Below are 19,573 nucleotides of genomic sequence, written 5' to 3'. Positions count from 1 at the left end.
CGTTTTACACCATTTTATTGTTATAATGGAGTCTATACCTAAATAAATGAGGGTGAATTAATGAAAAGCAATTCAATTGCAAACGAAAATGTGCCACACTTTTACGTGCGTTTAAAACACCGTAAGATAGAAAAGTGGTACGTCAATGAAATGCAAGCGGGAAAGCATCAACGCAAAGCATTCAATCATTCAGACGAAAAGGCAAAATTTGAAATTGATCAAATCGGCTTCTATCAAAAACATTTATGGTTTCACTTTGAAAACGAAAGTGATGCCGGATGGATTCCTAACAAATTCATTCGTAAAAATTACAGAATCTTAAATCTACAGGCTAGTAAGGATAATACCGAGGCTTCTAACGAAGAAAAGGCGTTATCAGTATTGGTTCATTTCTCTAGACCAGATTTTGACGTGTACGAAAAGTTAGGCAAGATTACTGATAATTTATCCGATGTAACCTTTAAGAGCATTCTGGTTAAAAGTGTTGGATCATACAAGGATTTGACTAAGAAGTCATACCGTCGTGTGAGAAGCCAGATTAATCGTAACCGTCCGGTGATGTTATGGGGCAGACGAGATAATCAATGTATTATCCTATTTGGTTTTAACCACCGAGTATTTTTCTACTTTGATCCTGAAGATGGGTTGAACAAGACGATTACAGTTAAGGAATTAACTAAGCTATGGAAGAGAAGTGGCTATAAGGCCATTAGTTACTAGCAAACAAAAAAGACAGCCAAATGGCTGTCTTTTTCTTTATTATCACCCGCACGGGGATCGAACCCGTAACTCCGCCTTGAGAGGGCGACGTCTTAAACCAGTTTGACCAGCGGGCAATATCACTAATCAATCACTATATATTTATACTACTATTCATTTTTAGCACTGTCAATGCTGATAACCGTTGACATAAGAGTGTTTTGAGTATTAATATTAATTATGTAATCAGTTATTGAGTATTCGCCAAATTGGTAAGGCAGAGGACTCTGAATCCTTAATTTACTGGTTCGAATCCAGTATACTCAGTTTCTAAGCGTACATAAAAAAGCACCGTCACAATTAAGTGAGGGTGCTTTTTTTGTAACTCAATAAGCTGATGCATTGAATTTAACACATTAACTAAGTATGAAGAATGATAATATAACTTATGGTGTAGAAATCAATGTAATAAATTTTTTATTATTGTTTCCTTCTAAGCTTATTACTTTAAATGATTAACAGCGTATGTTGCTTCATCATTCGTAAACTTATCACCATTACTAGAAGATAATTGTTCTTTAACAGCATCTTTTGACATGTGCATATCTTTGTAATATGTTTCAGCAGATTTTAAAGCGTTTTCCTTCCAGTTAACATCTTTTAAATTATCGATAGCATACTTTGCATCGTTAGATTTGAATTTACCACCGTAACTAGAAGTTAATTGCTCATATATAGCTTGTTTTGACATATGCATATCTCTAGCATATGTTTCAGCTGATGCTAAAGCGTTTTTCTGTTCAGATGTAGCACTATCATCTTTGTTATCTGAGTTACTTTCTGATGAAGAAGATGAGTTTTCTTTAGAAGATTTAGAAACTTTGCTAGAAGAGCTTTGAGTTTCATTAGATGATTCTGAGTTTCCTGAGCTAATTACAGCACTCATTATTAAAAATGAAACTACAATTACAACCCAGATCCACCATACTTTGTACCAAGGCTTAATTTGATTATTTTGCATCGGTAGCTCCTTTTGCTGGTTTTTGTAAGAACTCAAAAACTACAGCGATGATTAGTAGAACGATTGATGGAAAAGCAAAAATCATTGATAGACCGGATAGAACACTACCAATGATTCCAAGAACAGGACCAACAACAGAAATGCTTAATTTTTTAGCATAGTAAAAAGCAATAACATTTAAAATAACACCAATCCATGTAACTGCATAGAAGAAATTACCGCTGCTTGCATTTCCATTTTCATTAATTGCTTGTGCGATTACAACGAACCAAGAAATAAATAACATTACACAGTTGAAAATGTTAAAAATTGCGGTCCAAGTATTCATTTTAGACTTCATAAATATATCACCTCAAAAAGTATTATGTATATTAGAACACGTGTTGATTATAACATATACACTCATTAATTTTTAAGGTTATTTTAAGATTTGTGGAATAAGGAAGAATAACACAGAATATTAAAGTTGTACTTATTTATATTAAAAACAATTTATAATTCGTACATCTTGTCAAATTGATCTTTCAATAATATCAATTATTATTAATATAACAATATTGATTTAATGTTTAACTACCTTATAAATAACAGAAAAATATTTTGATTTCATTATATTTATATCATTTCCTGATAATTAATTTATTTTTTCATTCATATAAAACATTTATTGGACTATGAGACACAATCTAAAAAAATTTCATAGATAACTAATTGCGACAACCAAGAGGTCAATAATTATGGCCATCAGAATTGCAGATAATAAGGCATATAAGGTGAATCTTTTTTCGTCGCCGAATATGTTCATTCGTTTAATATTACGATCAAATATGTTAGCAACCTTTTGATAGGATGTTTTTAAAGATTCCTTTCGAGTTTTTGATGCTTTGTTTGATTTGTTGTTATAAATTTCATGTATAAATTTGATAATACGTTCTCCTATATTTTTTTATAGATTAACATATCAATAATCACCTTAAAATATAGTGAAAATGTCACAATTAGTGCATTTTATACGAAAATTAAATTCATTAATATTCATCGTTTTTAGGATAGTTATTAACATTTTTTATTTATACAAAATGTTTTATAAAAAAATTAAAATAATCGCCTACAAATGATTTTAATCACAAGATAATAGACACCTAGATGTTTATTAAGGTAGCATCACTTGTTTAAATAAATCATAAATAACACTAGGCCAATAAATATTATTTTTTTAATATGTTAGAATCGAGTTAAACGAATGGTAAGGGGTGATTAGTTTGCAAATTATCAGTGATGTATTAGCGTTAATTGTCGCGATTGAAGCATTGTTCATCATGATCTTAGAAATGTTCTTTAGTCGTACCAAGATAGCTCAAAAGGCATTTGATTTATCGATGGAATACCTATTTACACCTGAGACTAAGATTAGTATGGCTAACCAAGGACTATACAATGGTTTTATTGGTGTCGGCATTCTATTGACGATGTTTGTTCTACCACAATCAATTGCAACTTTTAACCTATATCTATTTATAGGATTTGTGGTCGTTGCCGCTATCTTTGGTGGCTTTACCGTTAACAAGAAGATTATCATCACACAAGGTTTGCCAGCAGCATTGGCATTGATCTCAATATTCATTACAAATAACATTTAATACACCGACGTCACTTGATAGTGGCGTTTTTTATTTACTAAAAAATCCTTATCATATGGCAGATAAGGATTCTTAGAGAAGATTATAGTATATGTAAAACCAACACGATTAAGGCAGTTAAGATCGTCTTAATCATAAGTGGCCAGTCAATTACGTCTAACGTGAAGAGAATGACTTCAAAAATTACGAAGGCAATCTCAAAAATGGCTAGCTTTTTTAATTGCACTTTTCCAATGAACATAATTAGTAGTTGTGCAATCAAACAAATTACTAGGGTAATTAGCGAGAGGACGTAAAACCAGCTATATATTTGGGAAAATCCCTCAGTTTCCATCCGATTGGAGGTCTTCAAAAGGATTAGGCCAAATACCAGACTAGAGATTAATAGGTATAAATTTGCGAATATACATAGTAATCGTACAGTCTTATTGTTATTCTTTTTCAATTTTTCTCCCCCTTAGTAGTTATCAGCTATATTGAAAAGGAATATTCGTATTTTACAACTTTAATATGAGAGAAAAGTAAATCCGGTTTTTAGAATGAAAGATGAAAATAAAAAATCCTTCATCGTATATGGCAAATTTATAAAGTAAAAGCATCAATTTATTGGCTAAATGGCTTTGCGGTGGTGGATTGGTGCCTTTAGAAAGATTTAACCATTATGATAGAAAATTATACACAGTGTCTAAAAGTGGCATTTATATTTTATTGTATTCTTATTTGAAGTGTCTTAAATCAGATTATTTAAATCGATCACTAATAGGGGCGAAAATTAAAAAATAATAAGCTTAAAAGCCTAGATTTCTTAAAAGTAACAAACATGTAATATTTGAAGCAAAATGAATTATAGACCTTATTTATAGGCATTCTTATATTACAATAACTTTAAAAATCATCTGAAACTTAAAATAAACTTAAAACTTTCTTTAAAAATGATTATATAAAGTATATAATTCCTTTTGTTTCAATTATAAATTTTTAGTTAGGGGTTTTTAAGTTATGAATTATAACCAAGATTCAAAGTTACATTATAGAATGTACAAATCTGGTAAATCATGGGTAATCGCTGCCGTTGTAGCCGTTACCATGGGAACTGGTTTCTACATGACCCAAGCAACAGCTCATGCTGATGCAACTCCTGCGGCTGATAAGACGACTGTAAAAGCTACTGTCCAACCCACAGCAACTACCACAGCTGCCCAACAAGGCGCAAGCACTACAACTACCACAGACACTACTACTACCAAGAGTGATACTGATAAGGGTGGCACTGCAACTTCAACAGTTACAACTGGTGAAGCAAGTGCTCATAGTGATAGTTCAGATGGTAAGAATGATAAGGAATACAATAACCCAGCTGGTACCAATGCTGCGAACTCAAACGGTACAGATGCCAACACTAACAACCAAGTAGTTAACGCATCAAACGCTACTCCAATTCCAGCACCTGTGACTGGTAATGACAGTAACAACACCACAACAACTGCAACTACAACACCAGCAACCACAACAGTTGCAACTACCAATAACACTGCTAACGCTAACCAAGCTACTAATAACAACAATGTTACAGTAGCTACTGGTGATGCCAGCAAGGATAATGGTACTAACAATACTACTAACAACCAAACAACAACCACTGATAAAAATGCTAGTGCAACTAAGACTACTACATACAAGAAAGTCACATTAATCAAGCCTAGATCATTTAGTGATAGTCAAATTAAGCAATTTAACCAATTCAATGCACCGGTTAAGTTTACTAAAAAATACGTAACTAACATTGATGGTTATTTAACTGCTGATACTTGGTACCAACCAAAGAAGATTTACCGTAATGGTAAGAAGTGGTCAAAATCAACTAAAAAAGATTACAGACCAATTCTAATGTACTGGTGGCCAAGTAAGACTGTTAAGGCTAACTATGCTAACTACTTTAATAAGTCACTAAACATTAATGACAAGAAGAAATACAATGTTAAGAGTGATGCTAAGAAGCTTCATAAAGCTGTCTTAAACATCCAAACTAACATTGAAAAGACCATTACTAAGACTAAGCATGTTAATTGGCTACACACTGCCATGACTGGTTTCATCAAGACTCAAAGCATCTGGAATGTTAAGAGTGAAAAGCCGGTATATGGATGGGGTAACCTACAAGGTGGAAGCTTTAAGTACGTTAACAGCAAGACTACCAAGAATGCCAATTCTAGATACAGATTGCTAGGTCGTGCTTACACCATGCAAAAGAAGAACAACTACAAGAACTATGAATTGTTATTAGCTAATGATGTTGATAACTCAAACCCAACTGTTCAAGCAGAAGATTTAAACAACTTCTACTACCTAATGAATATCAGTTCAATCTTAGGCAAGGGTGCAAATGGTAACTTCGATGGTGGTAGAGAAGATGCTACTGGAAGTATGGATTACGACATTACTCAGTTAATCGAAAACTTCCAAGTTAAGCGTTTCAACATGACATCAGACGCTAAAGCTAATGCTCACTTGAACCTACTTGAAGATGGTGCACCAGAATCACGTGTATCAGTTGCTCAAGACGGTAACAAGGGATTAACTCATGATATGGATAACACTAACACATTAGTATATCCATTTACATTAGCTCCAGGTAAGCGTAGTCAACTTAGCCAAGTTATCACTAATGACTGGGTAAACCGTGGAGATGACTATACTGAAAACAAAGTTACTCCAAACTACTCATTCCTAAACGTTCATGATGGTGTGCAAACATTTATCGCTAACATCATTTCTGATATTTCAAAGGATAACCCAAATGCTCCTACTAAGGCAGTATTGAACAAGGCTATCAAGATTTACGATCAAGATCAATTTGCAACTAACAAGAAGTATGCAGAATACAACATTCCAGCAGCTTACTCATTACTACTTTCAAACAAGGATGTAGTTCCTCGTGTCTACTATGGTGATCTATACCTAGAAGGTGACCAATACATGGCTACCAAGTCACCATACTTCGACTCAATCACCACCATGCTAAAAGACCGTGTTAAATACGTTTCTGGTGGACAACAAATGAGAATGCAAGGAAACGACATTTTGACTTCAGTTCGTTTCGGTCAAGGTGACTTAACACCAACCAGCACTAGTGCAACTGGTCGTCAATCAGGTTACTTATCAGTAACTTCAAACAATCCAGATGTATCCATCACTAGCCCAATCAAGATTTACATGGGTGCAGACCACAAGAACCAAGAATACCGTCCAGAATTAATGACTACCAAGGATGGTTTGACTGTATTCCACAATGATCAAGAAGCAAGCAAGTACGTTGTTAAGACAGATGCTGAAGGTTACCTACACCTAGACAACACTCAAGTATTTGGTGCAAGCAACCCAATGGTTTCAGGTTACCTATCAACTTGGGTACCAGTAGGAGCAAGTGATAACCAAGACGTTAGAACTCAAGCTTCAACTAAGAAGAGTAAAGATGGTAAGACATTCCATTCAAACGCAGCTCTAGATTCACACGTTGCTTACGAAGGATTCTCATCATTACAACCAATTACTAAGAATAACAGCAAGAAGACCGATGTTGTGATTGCGAAAAACGCAAGCCTATTCAAGGAATTAGGAATCACTGACTTTGAATTCCCAGGTCACTACATGCCAGTTCACAACGATTCATCATTCGTTGATACCACTGAAGAAAATGGTTATGCATTCTCTGATCGTTACAACTTAGGTATGGATGGTAAGTCAACTAAGTACGGTACTGTGGATCAATTAATCGACGCCAACAAGGCATTACATGCTCAAGGTGTTCACACATTAACCGACTATGTTATGAACCAACTATATGACTTAAACGGTCAAGAATTAACTACTGTTACTCGTATCGATGGTTTTGGTAAGAAACCTAAGAACAAGAAGAATCAAATCAACAACGCATTATACGTTGCAAGTACTAAGAGCAGCAAGAAGGATTACCAATACAAGTTTGGTGGCAAGTTCTTGTCAATGTTGAAGAAGAAGTATCCTTCATTATTCAAACAAAAGCAAAAATCAACCAACGAACCAATTGATTCAAAGACACATATCAAGATTTGGAGCGCTAAGTACATGAATGGTACTAGTATCCAAGGTAAGGGTATGGGTTACCTTCTAAAGAAGAACGGCCAATACTTCAAGCTACACAAGTAAAAGCCAATAAAAAAGAAGCTATCGTTTGATAGCTTCTTTTTGTTTACTTAACTGTAGCACCAAGGCTGCCCTTGAAGTGACTTAGAGCAAAGTCATGACCAGCTTGGGTTAATCCAGCAACACCTTTTTCATGAACGACAACGTCGTAATTTAAGTTGTATGCGGAAATAGCAGTGTGTAATACACAGATATCTGTGCAGACACCCACTAGGTGTAATGTATCTACTTTTCTTTCACGGAGACGAAGATCTAAATCAGTTCCGGCAAAGGCACTGTATCTAGTCTTGTCGTACATGTAGACCTTTTCTTCATCCTTGTGTTCGTTGTACCAGTCGTTTAGTTTTCCGTAGAAATCACGACCCCAGGTATCCTTTAAGTTATGTGGTGGGAATAACTTAGTTTCTGGGTGGTAGGGGTTATTTTCTTGATGCAAGTCGGTTGGTAGGATAACCCACTTGCCAGCTTGACGAAATTCTTCGGCTAAATCAACGATGTAATCAACTAGCACTTGGCCAGGTTTTCCAACGGTTAGCTTTCCTTTTTCATCAACGAAATCGTTTGTGTAATCAATAATCAGTAGGGCTTCATTACTCATAATGGATAACTCCTTAATTAAATTACTACTATTATATATGAGTATAAAAAAATAACCAGTTTTATTTATCGAAAACATAAGAAAAAAGTAGGACAAAATGTCCTACTTAAAATTTTAATAAGTCTAAATCCATCACGTTTAAAATGTTTGCGATAATCACAATCCAATTAATGACTACTAATTCAAGATTAATATCAGGAGTAAGCATGCATGCAGCAAAAAAGACTAGGACTAAAATGCCTAAAAAGACTTCCTTTGCGAAGATGCTTCTCAAAAAGAAATTAAAGATGATTTGAATTAAATAGCATAGAGCGAGGACAAAGAATAGTGAGCCGATCATAACGGCATTTTCAATGTCGATACCATCCGAAAATGCGTATACCATTCCGGTCGCCGTATATAGGGCCACTAGGAAGAATTCACAAATTGAGATGATAATCGCGGCAATCTTACTGTTCATTTCATAACTCCATTTTTTAAACTAACAGTATAAAATAATACTATTTGCAATAAAATACGTCAAGTTGTTGCTTTTTATAGTATAAAAATTTTGTTATAGTATAATGTGATTATTCAAAAGATAAATCGAGGAAATATTTACCGAGGTCTAAGATATGACTGGTAGAAATCCAAACGTCGTTAAACGCCATCGAGCTTGTATCAGTCATTTCACTGAAGTAATCCAAAAGGTGACTGTTTTCTTCTAAAAATGATCGATTCATGCGGTTGGCACGAATGCGATTTTTCGGGAAGAAGAGGTCAGGATTACCGACAGCAACGTCGTCTTGAATTAGCATTTGGATGGCGTTGTTGTACTTATTATTATTAATGATGACCTTGTCAGGATTGTTCTTAACAAACGTCAAAACGTTTCTTAATGCATCAGAATTACTTCCCATAGTATTACTCCTTTGTGTGTATTTAATAAAAGGGTAATGCAATCCCTTTTAAAATCAACGAGTAGAGTATATAATAATCTTTTGAATTTTAAAACGGCAAATACTAAAAAAATCGTTCGGAGTGAATGTAAATATGATAAAACTTGCTAAGAAGTATTTAGTATGGTGGGCAGTTGTTGCAGCTGTCCTATTTATGGTTGTGCAAGTCTCATGTGACTTGTATTTACCAACCGTTACTTCTAACTTAATCGACAAAGGGGTCGCCCAAAATGATATTAACTATATCTGGACACAAGGTCTTAAGATGTTAGGAGTTGCGTTTATCGGGGTCCTAGCAGCCGGAGGGAACATCTTCTTTGCTGCTACCCAATCCCAAAAGATGGGTAAGAAAATTAGATCAGCTTTATACCGTAAGATTATTTATTTAGCTGACCAAGACTTGGATAAGTTTGGGGATGCATCATTGATTACTAGAAATACTAATGATGTTGTGCAAATCCAAAACGTAATGATTCAAGTATTAAGAATGATGGTAATGGCACCAATTATGCTAGTAGGTGCAATGGTATTGGCCTTTGTTAAGAGTCCACATCTTACCGTTGTCTTCCTATGCGCCTTAGGTGTCTTATTAGTCTCTGTATTTGTCATCATGTCATTTGCCGGACCTCTATTTAAGAAGTTACAAGGCCAAACTGATAGATTGAACCTAGTCTTTAGAGAAGGTCTAACCGGTGTTCGTGTTATCCGTGCATTTAACCGTGATCAATATGAACAAGACCGTTTTGACAAGTACAACAACAAGTACGCTAAGACAGGAATCAGAGTCTTCATGCTTACCTCATTAATGTTCCCACTTATGACTTTCATCCTAAGTGGAACCAACGTTGGAATCGTATGGTTTGGTGCCAAGATGATTTCTACTAACTCACTTGCAGTTGGTAACTTGGTATCATTTATGACTTATGCTACTCAAATCTTGATTAGTTTCATGATGCTTTCAATGCTTTTCGTATTTATTCCTAGAGCTCAAGCATCGGCAAGTCGTATCAATGAAGTATTAGACGTTAACGATTCAATCGTCGACGCTGATGAAACTGTTGCACCAAAATCTGATTCAGCTAGTCTTTCATTTGACCACGTTGATTTCAAATACGGTGACAGCAAGAAGTTAGCGCTTCAAGATATTAACTTCTCAGCTAAGGCTGGCCAAACCGTTGCCATTATTGGTGAAACTGGTTCTGGTAAGTCTAGTTTGGTTAACTTGATTCCGCGTCTATACGACGTTTCAAGCGGTGAAATCAAGATTGATGACACTCCAATCAAGGACATGTCACAAAAAGAACTTCACAAGTTAATCTCAATTACTCAACAAAAAGCAGTTCTATTCACAGGTACTGTTAAAGAAAACATGATGTACGGTAATGAAGATGCTACAGATGATGAAATCTGGCATGCGCTAGAAGTTGCTAAGGCAGCCGACTTCGTTAAAGAAGAAGGCGGATTAGACACCCGTGTTGAACAAAACGGGGACAACTTCTCTGGTGGACAAAAACAACGTTTAGCAATCGCTAGAACAATTCTAAAGGACGCTGACGTTTATGTATTCGATGACTCATTCTCAGCATTGGACTTCAAGACAGATGCCGAGTTAAGACAAGCATTGAACAAGGATGAAAAGATTCAAAGCGCTGTAACAGTGATTGTTGCCCAAAGAATCTCAACAGTTGCTGATGCAGACGTCATCTTGGTATTGAACAATGGTAAGGTTGTTGGATCAGGTACTCATGCAGAACTATCCAAGGATAACCCATATTACCGTGCTATCTTAGACTCACAAATTAAGAAGGGAGATGACGACCGTGCATAATCATGGAAAAGGAAAAGGCGCAAAAGCAGAAAACTTCTGGTCAGCAACATGGCGCTTAGTGAAGTATGTTAAACCATGGATGCTAGGAATCATCTTCACATTAATCATGGCAATCGCTGCCGTAGTACTACAAATTGTGACTCCTAAAATTTTAGGGGAAGCCACTACTGAAATTTACAAGGGTGTTATGAAGGCCTTTGTAATGAAGAAACAAGGTTTACATGTTTCTTCAATTCCAATCGATTTTACAGCGGTTGGTCATATCCTAATTACAGTTGCTTCATTATATATCTTGGCTGCGTTATTCAACGTCGGTCAACAATTCATTATGACTTACATTTCTCAAAAGGTTGTTTACCAATTGAGAAAGGACCTGAAAGCTAAACTAGAACGTTTACCAATCTCATACTATGACACTCATTCCAATGGGGATATCATGTCTAGAATGATCAACGATATGGATAACATTTCTACAATGCTTCAAACCAACTTAACACAATTCATCACCAGTGTGCTTCTATTCTTTGGTGTGCTATACATGATGTTAACCATTAGTTTCTCACTAACATTGGTTGCCATCTGTACACTTCCATTGATTGGAATCATCGTGGGGGTAGTTGCTCCTAAGTCACAACGTTTCTTCAGTAAGCAACAAAGTCACTTGGGTGATGTTAACAGTCAAGTTGAAGAAAACTTTGCTGGTCACACCATCATCAAGACTTTTAACCGTGAAGAAGAAGCTATCAAGCAATTCGAAGAACAAAACGACAAGTACTATAGCTACGCATGGAAGGCTCAATTCGTATCTAGTTTTATGTTCCCATTAATGAACTTCGTTAAGAACTTAAACTACGTTTTCGTAGCCATCTTTGGTGGAATTAAGGTTGCCGCAGGTGCCGTTACTTTAGGTAATGTTCAAGCATTCCTACAATACGTCAACATGTTTAACCAACCAATCACTAACCTAGCTAACTTAACTAATACCATTCAATCAACTATCGCATCTGCTGAACGTATATTTAAGGTCCTAGACGAACCTGAAATGCAAGATTCAGATGTGAAGTTGGCTCATGAAGAAACTAACGACAAGATTAAGTTCGAAGACGTTAACTTCAGATATGTTGAAGACACTCCTTTAATTAAGGACTTCAACCTAGATGTTCCAAAGGGAACCACTGTCGCCATCGTTGGACCAACTGGTGCTGGTAAGACTACCATCATTAACTTGCTAGAACGTTTCTACGATATTGATTCTGGATCAATCAAGTTAGATGGTATCGATACTCGTGAATACTCACGTAGTGAACTTAGATCACACATCTCAATGGTGCTACAAGATAGCTGGTTATTCACTGGTACCATCTTTGATAACATTAAATACGGTAATGCTAACGCAACCGATGAAGAAGTATATCAAGCAGCTAAGGAAGCTCAAGCAGACGAATTCATTGAAAAGTTGCCTGACGGATACGATACTGTATTAAATGAAGCAGCATCAAACGTTTCTCAAGGTCAACGTCAATTGATTACAATTGCCCGTGCATTCCTAGCTAACCCAGAAATCCTAATCTTGGATGAAGCAACCAGTTCAGTTGATACTAGAACTGAATCACTAATCCAAGACGCAATGGACCGTTTGATTCAAGGTCGTACCAGTTTCGTTGTTGCCCACAGATTATCAACTGTGCAAAACGCAGAAAAGATTATTGTGATGAACCATGGACAAATTAGAGAAACAGGTAACCACAAGTCATTAATGGAACAAAACGGTTTCTATGCTGACTTATACAACTCACAATTTATTGGTAACAATCTATAATTAGGTGATGAAGACGATGAAATATAATAAGACGGAATTGGCGATTCAAAAGTTAGTTGACGATGGTGTTGTTCCCGGCGTTAACTACGCATTTATTGATGAAGATGGCACTCAACGCCATCTGATTGGAAACAAGCAATTAGTGCCTAAAGAGGTGCCCTTAACCGATGGTCATTTGATTTATGACATGGCTTCTTTGACTAAGGTCGTCGGAACCACAATGGTGATTTTAAAACTAGTCGAAGACGGTAAACTATCACTAGAAGATTCAATCAGTGATTACTTACCAGAATGGCAATATCCAGAAGTGACCGTGCGTAATCTAATTACCCACACTTCAGGAATTGAGGGCTACATTCCACATCGTGATCAACTAGACCATGATGAGCTAATTAAAGCGTTGTTGGGATTGAAAGCGGGTGCTGGTTTAAATCACGAAATGCACTACGCTGACGTGAACTTTATCTTCTTAGGATTAATTGCTAAGAAGGTAACCGGTAAGACCATTCAACCTTTAATTGAGGAATTGGTCTTAAAACCATTACACATGGTTAACAGTTCATTTCATCCTGATGCGAAGAAGTGTGTGCCAACCACATACGATGAAGAACACGGTTTGTTACAAGGCCATGTTCATGATCCAAAAGCACAAGTGCTAGGTGAGGACTGTGGTTCAGCCGGACTATTCAGTAATATGGATGACTTATTGCTGTTTGTGGAATCAGTTTTGAATCCAGACGACAATCCGGTACTAAGTTCTGACACAGTCCGTGGTTTTTACACCGACCAGACTAAGCATGATTTAGGAAGAAGCTATGGTTTTGAAAGGATTGATTACGAGGGGATGCCATTTATCTGGCAATCTGGTTTTACCGGAACCTTTATCGTCATCATTCCTGAAAAGAAACACGCTATGGTATTTCTATCCAACCGCATTCATCCGGTATCACCAAACGAATATTATATTGAACGTCGTAAACCTTTGATTGAAACCTATTTAAACGAAAACAAATAAAAAAAGACGGATACTTAATGTATCCGTCTTTTTGTTTATTAATATGATTCTGAAACGTCAATCTTTTCTTGAGCAGAGAAGTCATCGTTAGGGTAACGACGTTTCAACGCCTTGATTAAGATGTGTTTTGCGATGATGTTGTTTCTAGCTAGGATAGGCCCGTGGAAGTAAGTGCAGTATACGTTTTTGAAGATTGCACCTTCAGCTTGATCGGTACCGTTATTACCGTAACCTTGTTCAACGTCACCCAATGGACGTTCGCCATTTCCAGTGTAAGTAACACCTTGATGGTTTTCGAAACCGTGGTAAACTTCACCGGTTTCCTTGTTCTTAATCTTGATATCACCGATGAAACGGTTGTCATGTTGTTGTTCGGTGTAGTGATCTAATACGCCGATACCAGGAATCTTGTTTCCTTCAGCATCGATGTAGTACTTACCTAGAAGTTGGTAACCACCACAGATAGCTAACAAGCAACCATCTGAATCGATGAACTTTTTGATTTCGTCTTTTTTTGTTTGGAAGTCTTTTGAAACAATGCTTTGTTCAAAATCTTGGCCACCACCGAATACGGCGATGTCATAGTCATCAGACTTGAAGTCTTCGTCTAAACTAACGACTTGTGATTCAACGTTGATGCCCATTTTCTTTCCGTAGTATTTAAGAACTAAGATATTTCCTAAATCACCGTAGGTATTCATCAAATCACCGTATAGATGGGCAATGTGTAATGTATATTCTTTGGTCATTATTCCATACCTCCCTTAATGTAACCTTTTTCTGCAAAGTCTTTTCTTAATTGAAGCATTGCAGTGTAGGTAGCTAGGATGTAAACCTTCTTAGTTGGTAGAGTAGGGATTTCTTCAACAACCTTTTCTAGGTTAGGTTGCACTTCATGGATGTTTTCATCCACACCAGCAACCTTAAATCTAAAGGTAATGTCCTTGTATCTTTCACCACCGGTGATGAACTTCTTGATTGGCATCTTAGTGAAACGTTCGAATTCACCATCCCAAATCCAACTAGTGTCAATTCCGTCAGCGTAGTTGGCGTTTAGTAGGCAGATTAGTGAGAAGTCATCTTTTTCCTTTGAAATGGTATCGATAACTTGGTTTAGACCAACAGGGTTCTTAACCAATACTAATGTAGTTTCCTTACCATCAATGTCGATTAATTCTTGGCGACCAAAGACACGTTCGTTGGCAGTGAATGCTTGAGCGATATCCTTTGAATCAACATCTAAGAAACGACCAACTGAATAAGCAGCTAGGGCGTTGTATATGTTGTATACTCCACCAATACCAATTGATAGGTCTTGGCCATCGACAGTGAAGTCAGATGAGTTAGGAGTTAGTGCACCTAGTTTAGTTAATTCATGAGTTAGTTCTGGACGTTTGAAACCACAGTGTTCACAGAAGTAGTTACCTAGATTGGCGTAACTGATGTAGTGGTAGTGCAAGATGTTTTGACATACTGGACATAAGACGCCATCAGTATTTGGTTCAGCCTTGAAGTTATCTTCATCATCGTGATTTTTGAATCCGTAGTAAATCTTTGGATTTGGTAAATCAACGGAGTTAAAGATTGGTGCATCACCGTTAGCGATGATAGTAGCTTCTGGAGCTAGTTTGACACCATCAATAATCTTCTTGTAGGTAGTGTAGATTTCACCATATCTATCCATTTGATCACGGAAGATGTTAGTGAAGACAAAGGCGATTGGTTTAACATACTTAGTTAGTTTAATAACGTTTGCTTCATCGACTTCCAAGACAGCAAGTGGACGGTTGGTCTTAGGATTTTTAGCTTTTAGGAATGTAGTTACTAGACCTTGTTCCATGTTTGAACCAGATGGGTTAGTAACAACGTTTTGGTATTTTTGTTTTAGCACTTGAACAGTAAGTGCAGTGGTTAGGGTTTTTCCGTTAGTACCAGTAACCACAATAATGTCATAGTTTTGACCTAGATGTTTTAAAATCGCTGGATCAATTGCGGTGGTAATCTTTCCAGGAAGAGAACTTCCTCCGTTCATAAAGGTATGTAAAAACCAGTATGAAGACTTACCAGCAAAAGTCGCAAATTCGCTTCTTATAGACATTGCTTGTACTCCTTAATTAATTAATACACAAAATTTTATCATACTTTACTATTATAGACCGAATAATTGCATTATTTCAGTAAAATGATGTAAATTCTTTGGAACTGTCGAAATTAATTCGTAAATCAGCTATAATAATAAATGAAAAAATACAGAAAGCGAGTTTAATCATGGCACAACTATATTATCGCTACGGGGCAATGAACAGTGGAAAGTCCATTGAAATCATCAAAGTTGCTCATAATTATGAAGAACAAGGTAAATCAGTCGTAATCATGACAAGTGCATTGGACACAAGGGAAGAAAGAGGTACTGTTGCATCCCGAGTAGGATTAAGCAGAGGTGCACATGTGATTGAAACGGATTCTGATTGCTTTGAAATGGTCAAAGAAATTGACCCAGATGCTAGTTGTATCTTAATTGACGAAGCCCAATTTTTGACTAAGGCTCACGTCTTACAATTAGCAAAAATTGTCGATGAACTATCGATTCCAGTAATCGCATTTGGTTTGAAAAATGACTTCCAAAACAAGTTATTTGAAGGATCTGAAGCGTTATTGTTATATGCTGACAAGATTGAAGAAATGAAGACAATTTGTTGGTTCTGTGGTCGCAAGGCTACAATGAACCTTCGTTTCCATGACAATCAACCAGTATATGAAGGTGAACAAATTCAAGTAGGTGGAAACGAATCATACTACCCAGTATGTCGTAAGCATTATTTCAACCCACCTTTGGACGAAATGGGAAAGTGAGGAATAATTAATGGATGAAATATTTGAAAAGCTGCAATCAGTAGTTGATCGGTACGATGAACTAAACGAATTGATCAGTGACCCAGAAGTTATCGCAGATACAAAACGTTTCATGGAACTATCTAAAGAAGAAGGTAGTCTAAGAGAAGTTGTTGCTGCTTACAACAAGTACAAGGACGTTGTCTCACAACTAGAAGACGACAAGGCTATGCTTGCTGAAAAGCTAGACGATGACATGAATGAAATGGTTAAGAGTGAAATTAGTGAACTAGAACCACAAAAGGCTGAACTTGAAGAACAAATCAAGATTATGCTATTACCTAAGGACCCTAATGATGACAAGAACATCATCATGGAAATCCACGGTGCTGCTGGTGGGGATGAAGGTAGTCTATTTGCTGCTGACCTATACAACATGTACATCCGTTACGCTGAAAGCCAAGGCTGGAAGACATCAATCATTGATGAAAGTGACACTGAAGTTGGTGGATTTAAGGAAATCGCCATCATGATTCAAGGTGATAACGTATATTCTAAGTTGAAGTTTGAAAACGGTGCTCACCGTGTTCAACGTGTTCCTTCAACTGAATCAGCTGGTCGTATTCACACTTCAACTGCTACTGTTGGTGTTATGCCAGAAGCAGAAGACGTTGACTTAGAAATCGATCCAAAAGACATCAAGACTGATGTTTACCGTGCATCTGGTGCCGGTGGACAACACGTTAACAAGACTTCTTCAGCGGTTAGAATGACCCACTTGCCTACAGGTATCGTTGTTGCTATGCAAGATGAACGTTCACAACAACAAAACCGTGCTAAGGCTATGCAAGTGTTGAAGTCACGTGTATACGATTATTACCAACAACAAGAAGAAGATAAGTATGACGCTGAAAGAAAATCAGCCGTGGGTACTGGTGATCGTTCAGAAAGAATTAGAACTTACAACTATCCTCAAAACCGTGTTACTGACCACCGTATTGGTTTGACAGTTAACAAGTTGGATAAGGTTATGAATGGTGACTTAGAAGATATAATTGATGCATTGATTCTATCTGACCAAACCGAAAAGTTGGAGCAACTAAAGAATGAATAATATGACTTATTTTGAAGCCCAGAAGAGGGCTTCTTTTCTTATCTCCGAAAAAAATCTAGATGAGGCGACCGCCAAACTATTCTTAATGGAAATGTTTGGTTTCGATAATACCCACTTACTGTTGCATTATCGAGATGAAATGAAACAAGAAGACGTTAAAAGATACTTTGATTGGGTTGATCAATATCTTAATGGCCAACCGGCTCAATACATCATCGGTGAGACTGAGTTTTATGGTAATCGTTTTAAAGTCGATGATAGAGTCCTAATTCCACGCCCCGAAACAGAGGAATTAGTAGAGTGGTTATTAACTGATTTTGCCGATCAAAAAGACCTTAAAGTGCTTGACATGGGAACCGGAAGTGGTGCAATTGCCATTTCAATTAGTAAGGAACATCCAGACTGGCGGGTAGATGCTGCTGACATCTCCGCAAAAGCCTTACAGGTAGCGGGTTTGAACAATGAAATGAACGAAACGAACGTTAGGTTCATCGAGAGTGACCTGTTTGACGCAATAACCGAAGATTATGACGTAATTATTAGTAATCCTCCTTATATTTCCGAAGATGAAATTGAGTATATGGATGAAAGTGTCATAGAACACGAACCAAAAGAAGCATTATTTGCAAAAAATAATGGCTTATTTATGTATCAAAAAATCGCAGAATATATTAAAATAAAGAAGGACACTGTTCACGGCAGTTTATATCTAGAAATTGGGTTTAAACAAACGGATGCAGTAACCGAGATTTTTACCGAGTTAATTCCTGGATGCGAAGTCACTAGTCGTAAAGACTTCTTTGGTAATCCGAGAATGATTCGAGTTAAGTATTAGGGGGGATGTATTTATATATGGACACAAAGATATACACTGCAGATGATTTAGCTGCAGCCGCTAAAGATATCGTCGATGGAAAGTTAGTTTCTTTCCCAACTGAAACGGTATACGGTTTAGGGGCAGATGCAACTAATGAAGATGCAGTTAAGCAAGTTTACGCGGCTAAAGGACGTCCAAGTGACAATCCTTTAATCGTCCATGTTGACGGCCCAGAAATGGTTGAAAGATACGCACAACCATTGTCTGATGAGGCAAAGAAGCTAATTAATACATTTTGGCCTGGACCATTAACCATCATTTTTAATTTGAAAGACAATGTATTATCTAAAACCGTAACCGGTGGATTAGATACTGCAGCATTTAGAAATCCTAACAATGATGTGACGTTATCATTGATTAGGAAAGCAGGGGTGCCAATTGTTGGACCATCTGCTAACACATCTGGGAAACCCAGTCCTACCTTGGCAAAGCATGTTTACCATGATTTAAAAGGTAAGATTGCTGGAATTCTAGATGACGGTGAATGCCAATATGGTGTTGAATCCACTGTCTTAGATATGTCGACTGACCAACCTGCAATTTTAAGACCAGGTGCTATTTCAGCCGAACAAATCGAAGAAATTATCAATAAACCCGTGCTAGATGAACGAGTACATCTATCCGCTAGCCAAATTCCAAAGGCTCCAGGAATGAAGTACAAGCACTATGCACCATCAGCTCAAGTCTATATTGTTGATTCCACAAGCGACTTCAAGAAAGCAGCTAAGTGGGCATCACAACAAGATCATACTGTCGGAGTCATGGCAACTGATACTGTTTTAAACGATATTGATTGGCCTGATAATGTCGAAACATTTTCATTAGGAGATACCGTCTTATCAGCAAGTCATGCTTTATTTGCAGGACTAAGACATTTTGACAATGAAGAAGAAGTAAAATCAATCTTGACCCAAGGTTTTGCAAATCAAGGCATTGGTGAAGCATACATGAACAGATTGAACAAATCTGCTGGACAAAAACATTTTAATAAATAGTTACGTAAATTTTGA

17 protein-coding genes and 2 tRNA genes are annotated in these 19,573 nt (G+C 36.8%); 11 read left to right on the top strand and 8 right to left on the bottom strand.

Features of this window, described 5'->3' with window-relative positions:
* Positions 1-60 precede the first annotated feature (60 nt).
* Positions 61-720: a hypothetical protein gene (locus J3U50_RS03820; protein ID WP_301945592.1), complete on the top strand. Its 660-nt coding sequence runs from the start codon at positions 61-63 to the stop codon at positions 718-720.
* A 42-nt stretch (positions 721-762) separates the two neighbouring features.
* Here the strand turns inward: J3U50_RS03820 and J3U50_RS03815 are convergent.
* Positions 763-836, bottom strand: a tRNA-Glu gene (locus J3U50_RS03815).
* 117 nt (positions 837-953) lie between these two features.
* Between J3U50_RS03815 and J3U50_RS03810 the strand changes: the two genes are divergently transcribed.
* Positions 954-1,026: transfer RNA gene (locus J3U50_RS03810), tRNA-Gln, on the top strand.
* 175 nt (positions 1,027-1,201) lie between these two features.
* Here the strand turns inward: J3U50_RS03810 and J3U50_RS03805 are convergent.
* Together J3U50_RS03805 and J3U50_RS03800 are read right to left on the bottom strand one after the other, a co-directional pair.
* Positions 1,202-1,645, bottom strand: a complete 444-nt coding sequence (locus J3U50_RS03805; RefSeq protein WP_301945591.1) for an Ltp family lipoprotein — start codon at positions 1,643-1,645, stop codon at positions 1,202-1,204.
* Positions 1,646-1,709: 64 nt separating this feature from the next.
* On the bottom strand, positions 1,710-2,060 hold the full coding sequence (locus J3U50_RS03800) for a transporter (protein ID WP_301945590.1): 351 nt from the start codon (positions 2,058-2,060) through the stop codon (positions 1,710-1,712).
* Between the two features lie 922 nt (positions 2,061-2,982).
* Between J3U50_RS03800 and J3U50_RS03795 the strand changes: the two genes are divergently transcribed.
* Both J3U50_RS03795 and J3U50_RS03790 read left to right on the top strand, forming a co-directional pair.
* Positions 2,983-3,360, top strand: coding sequence for a DUF1304 domain-containing protein (locus J3U50_RS03795; RefSeq protein ID WP_301945589.1), 378 nt, complete (start codon positions 2,983-2,985; stop codon positions 3,358-3,360).
* Positions 3,361-4,359: 999 nt separating this feature from the next.
* Positions 4,360-7,545, top strand: a complete 3,186-nt coding sequence (locus tag J3U50_RS03790; RefSeq protein WP_301945588.1) for a glycoside hydrolase family 70 protein — start codon at positions 4,360-4,362, stop codon at positions 7,543-7,545.
* Positions 7,546-7,588: 43 nt separating this feature from the next.
* Here the strand turns inward: J3U50_RS03790 and J3U50_RS03785 are convergent, their stop codons facing one another.
* From J3U50_RS03785 to J3U50_RS03775, 3 genes are all read right to left on the bottom strand, one after another.
* Positions 7,589-8,143 carry a cysteine hydrolase gene (locus J3U50_RS03785; RefSeq protein ID WP_301945648.1) on the bottom strand — a complete coding sequence of 185 codons (555 nt, stop codon included), beginning with the start codon at positions 8,141-8,143 and terminating at the stop codon, positions 7,589-7,591.
* A gap of 103 nt (positions 8,144-8,246) precedes the next feature.
* Positions 8,247-8,600, bottom strand: coding sequence for a hypothetical protein (locus J3U50_RS03780; RefSeq protein ID WP_054608027.1), 354 nt, complete (start codon positions 8,598-8,600; stop codon positions 8,247-8,249).
* Between the two features lie 109 nt (positions 8,601-8,709).
* Positions 8,710-9,039, bottom strand: a complete 330-nt coding sequence (locus J3U50_RS03775) for a hypothetical protein (protein WP_041152760.1) — start codon at positions 9,037-9,039, stop codon at positions 8,710-8,712.
* 133 nt (positions 9,040-9,172) lie between these two features.
* Between J3U50_RS03775 and J3U50_RS03770 the strand changes: the two genes are divergently transcribed.
* The 3 genes from J3U50_RS03770 to J3U50_RS03760 are packed head-to-tail and all read left to right on the top strand — an operon-like array spanning position 9,173 to position 13,740.
* Positions 9,173-10,906 (top strand): ABC transporter ATP-binding protein, encoded by a 1,734-nt coding sequence (locus tag J3U50_RS03770; RefSeq protein WP_301945587.1) that lies wholly within the window; start codon positions 9,173-9,175, stop codon positions 10,904-10,906.
* Positions 10,899-12,725, top strand: a complete 1,827-nt coding sequence (locus J3U50_RS03765; RefSeq protein WP_301945586.1) for an ABC transporter ATP-binding protein — start codon at positions 10,899-10,901, stop codon at positions 12,723-12,725. Before J3U50_RS03770 ends, J3U50_RS03765 begins: the two co-directional genes overlap by 8 nt.
* Before the next feature lie 16 nt (positions 12,726-12,741).
* On the top strand, positions 12,742-13,740 hold the full coding sequence (locus tag J3U50_RS03760) for a serine hydrolase (protein ID WP_301945585.1): 999 nt from the start codon (positions 12,742-12,744) through the stop codon (positions 13,738-13,740).
* A 38-nt stretch (positions 13,741-13,778) separates the two neighbouring features.
* Here the strand turns inward: J3U50_RS03760 and J3U50_RS03755 are convergent, their stop codons facing one another.
* The gene (locus J3U50_RS03755; RefSeq protein ID WP_034532051.1) at positions 13,779-14,489 is read right to left on the bottom strand and encodes a type 1 glutamine amidotransferase; all 711 of its coding nucleotides are present in this window, start codon (positions 14,487-14,489) and stop codon (positions 13,779-13,781) included.
* Positions 14,489-15,838, bottom strand: a complete 1,350-nt coding sequence (locus J3U50_RS03750; protein ID WP_054608031.1) for a Mur ligase family protein — start codon at positions 15,836-15,838, stop codon at positions 14,489-14,491. The genes J3U50_RS03755 and J3U50_RS03750 overlap by 1 nt, the downstream gene beginning before the upstream one ends.
* 170 nt (positions 15,839-16,008) lie before the next feature.
* On the opposite strand from J3U50_RS03750, the gene J3U50_RS03745 reads away from it, so the two are divergent.
* From J3U50_RS03745 to J3U50_RS03730, 4 genes are read left to right on the top strand one after another with little or no spacing between them, the layout of a single operon-like run.
* On the top strand, positions 16,009-16,593 hold the full coding sequence (locus tag J3U50_RS03745) for a thymidine kinase (RefSeq protein ID WP_301945584.1): 585 nt from the start codon (positions 16,009-16,011) through the stop codon (positions 16,591-16,593).
* A gap of 10 nt (positions 16,594-16,603) precedes the next feature.
* Positions 16,604-17,686, top strand: a complete 1,083-nt coding sequence (prfA, locus tag J3U50_RS03740) for a peptide chain release factor 1 (RefSeq protein ID WP_034534741.1) — start codon at positions 16,604-16,606, stop codon at positions 17,684-17,686.
* A complete protein-coding gene (gene prmC, locus J3U50_RS03735) occupies positions 17,679-18,521 on the top strand; it encodes a peptide chain release factor N(5)-glutamine methyltransferase (protein ID WP_301945583.1) in 843 nt (280 codons plus the stop codon). Before prfA ends, prmC begins: the two co-directional genes overlap by 8 nt.
* Before the next feature lie 17 nt (positions 18,522-18,538).
* On the top strand, positions 18,539-19,558 hold the full coding sequence (locus J3U50_RS03730; RefSeq protein ID WP_054608033.1) for an L-threonylcarbamoyladenylate synthase: 1,020 nt from the start codon (positions 18,539-18,541) through the stop codon (positions 19,556-19,558).
* The last annotated feature ends 15 nt before the right edge of the window (positions 19,559-19,573 follow it).

Origin of the sequence: Lactobacillus sp. B3795 (genome assembly GCF_026535805.1) — a bacterium.
Classification (GTDB): Bacteria; Bacillota; Bacilli; order Lactobacillales; family Lactobacillaceae; genus Apilactobacillus; species Apilactobacillus kunkeei_C.
Note: the sequence above shows the minus strand (reverse complement) of the source record. Positions and strands in the feature narration are given on the sequence as shown.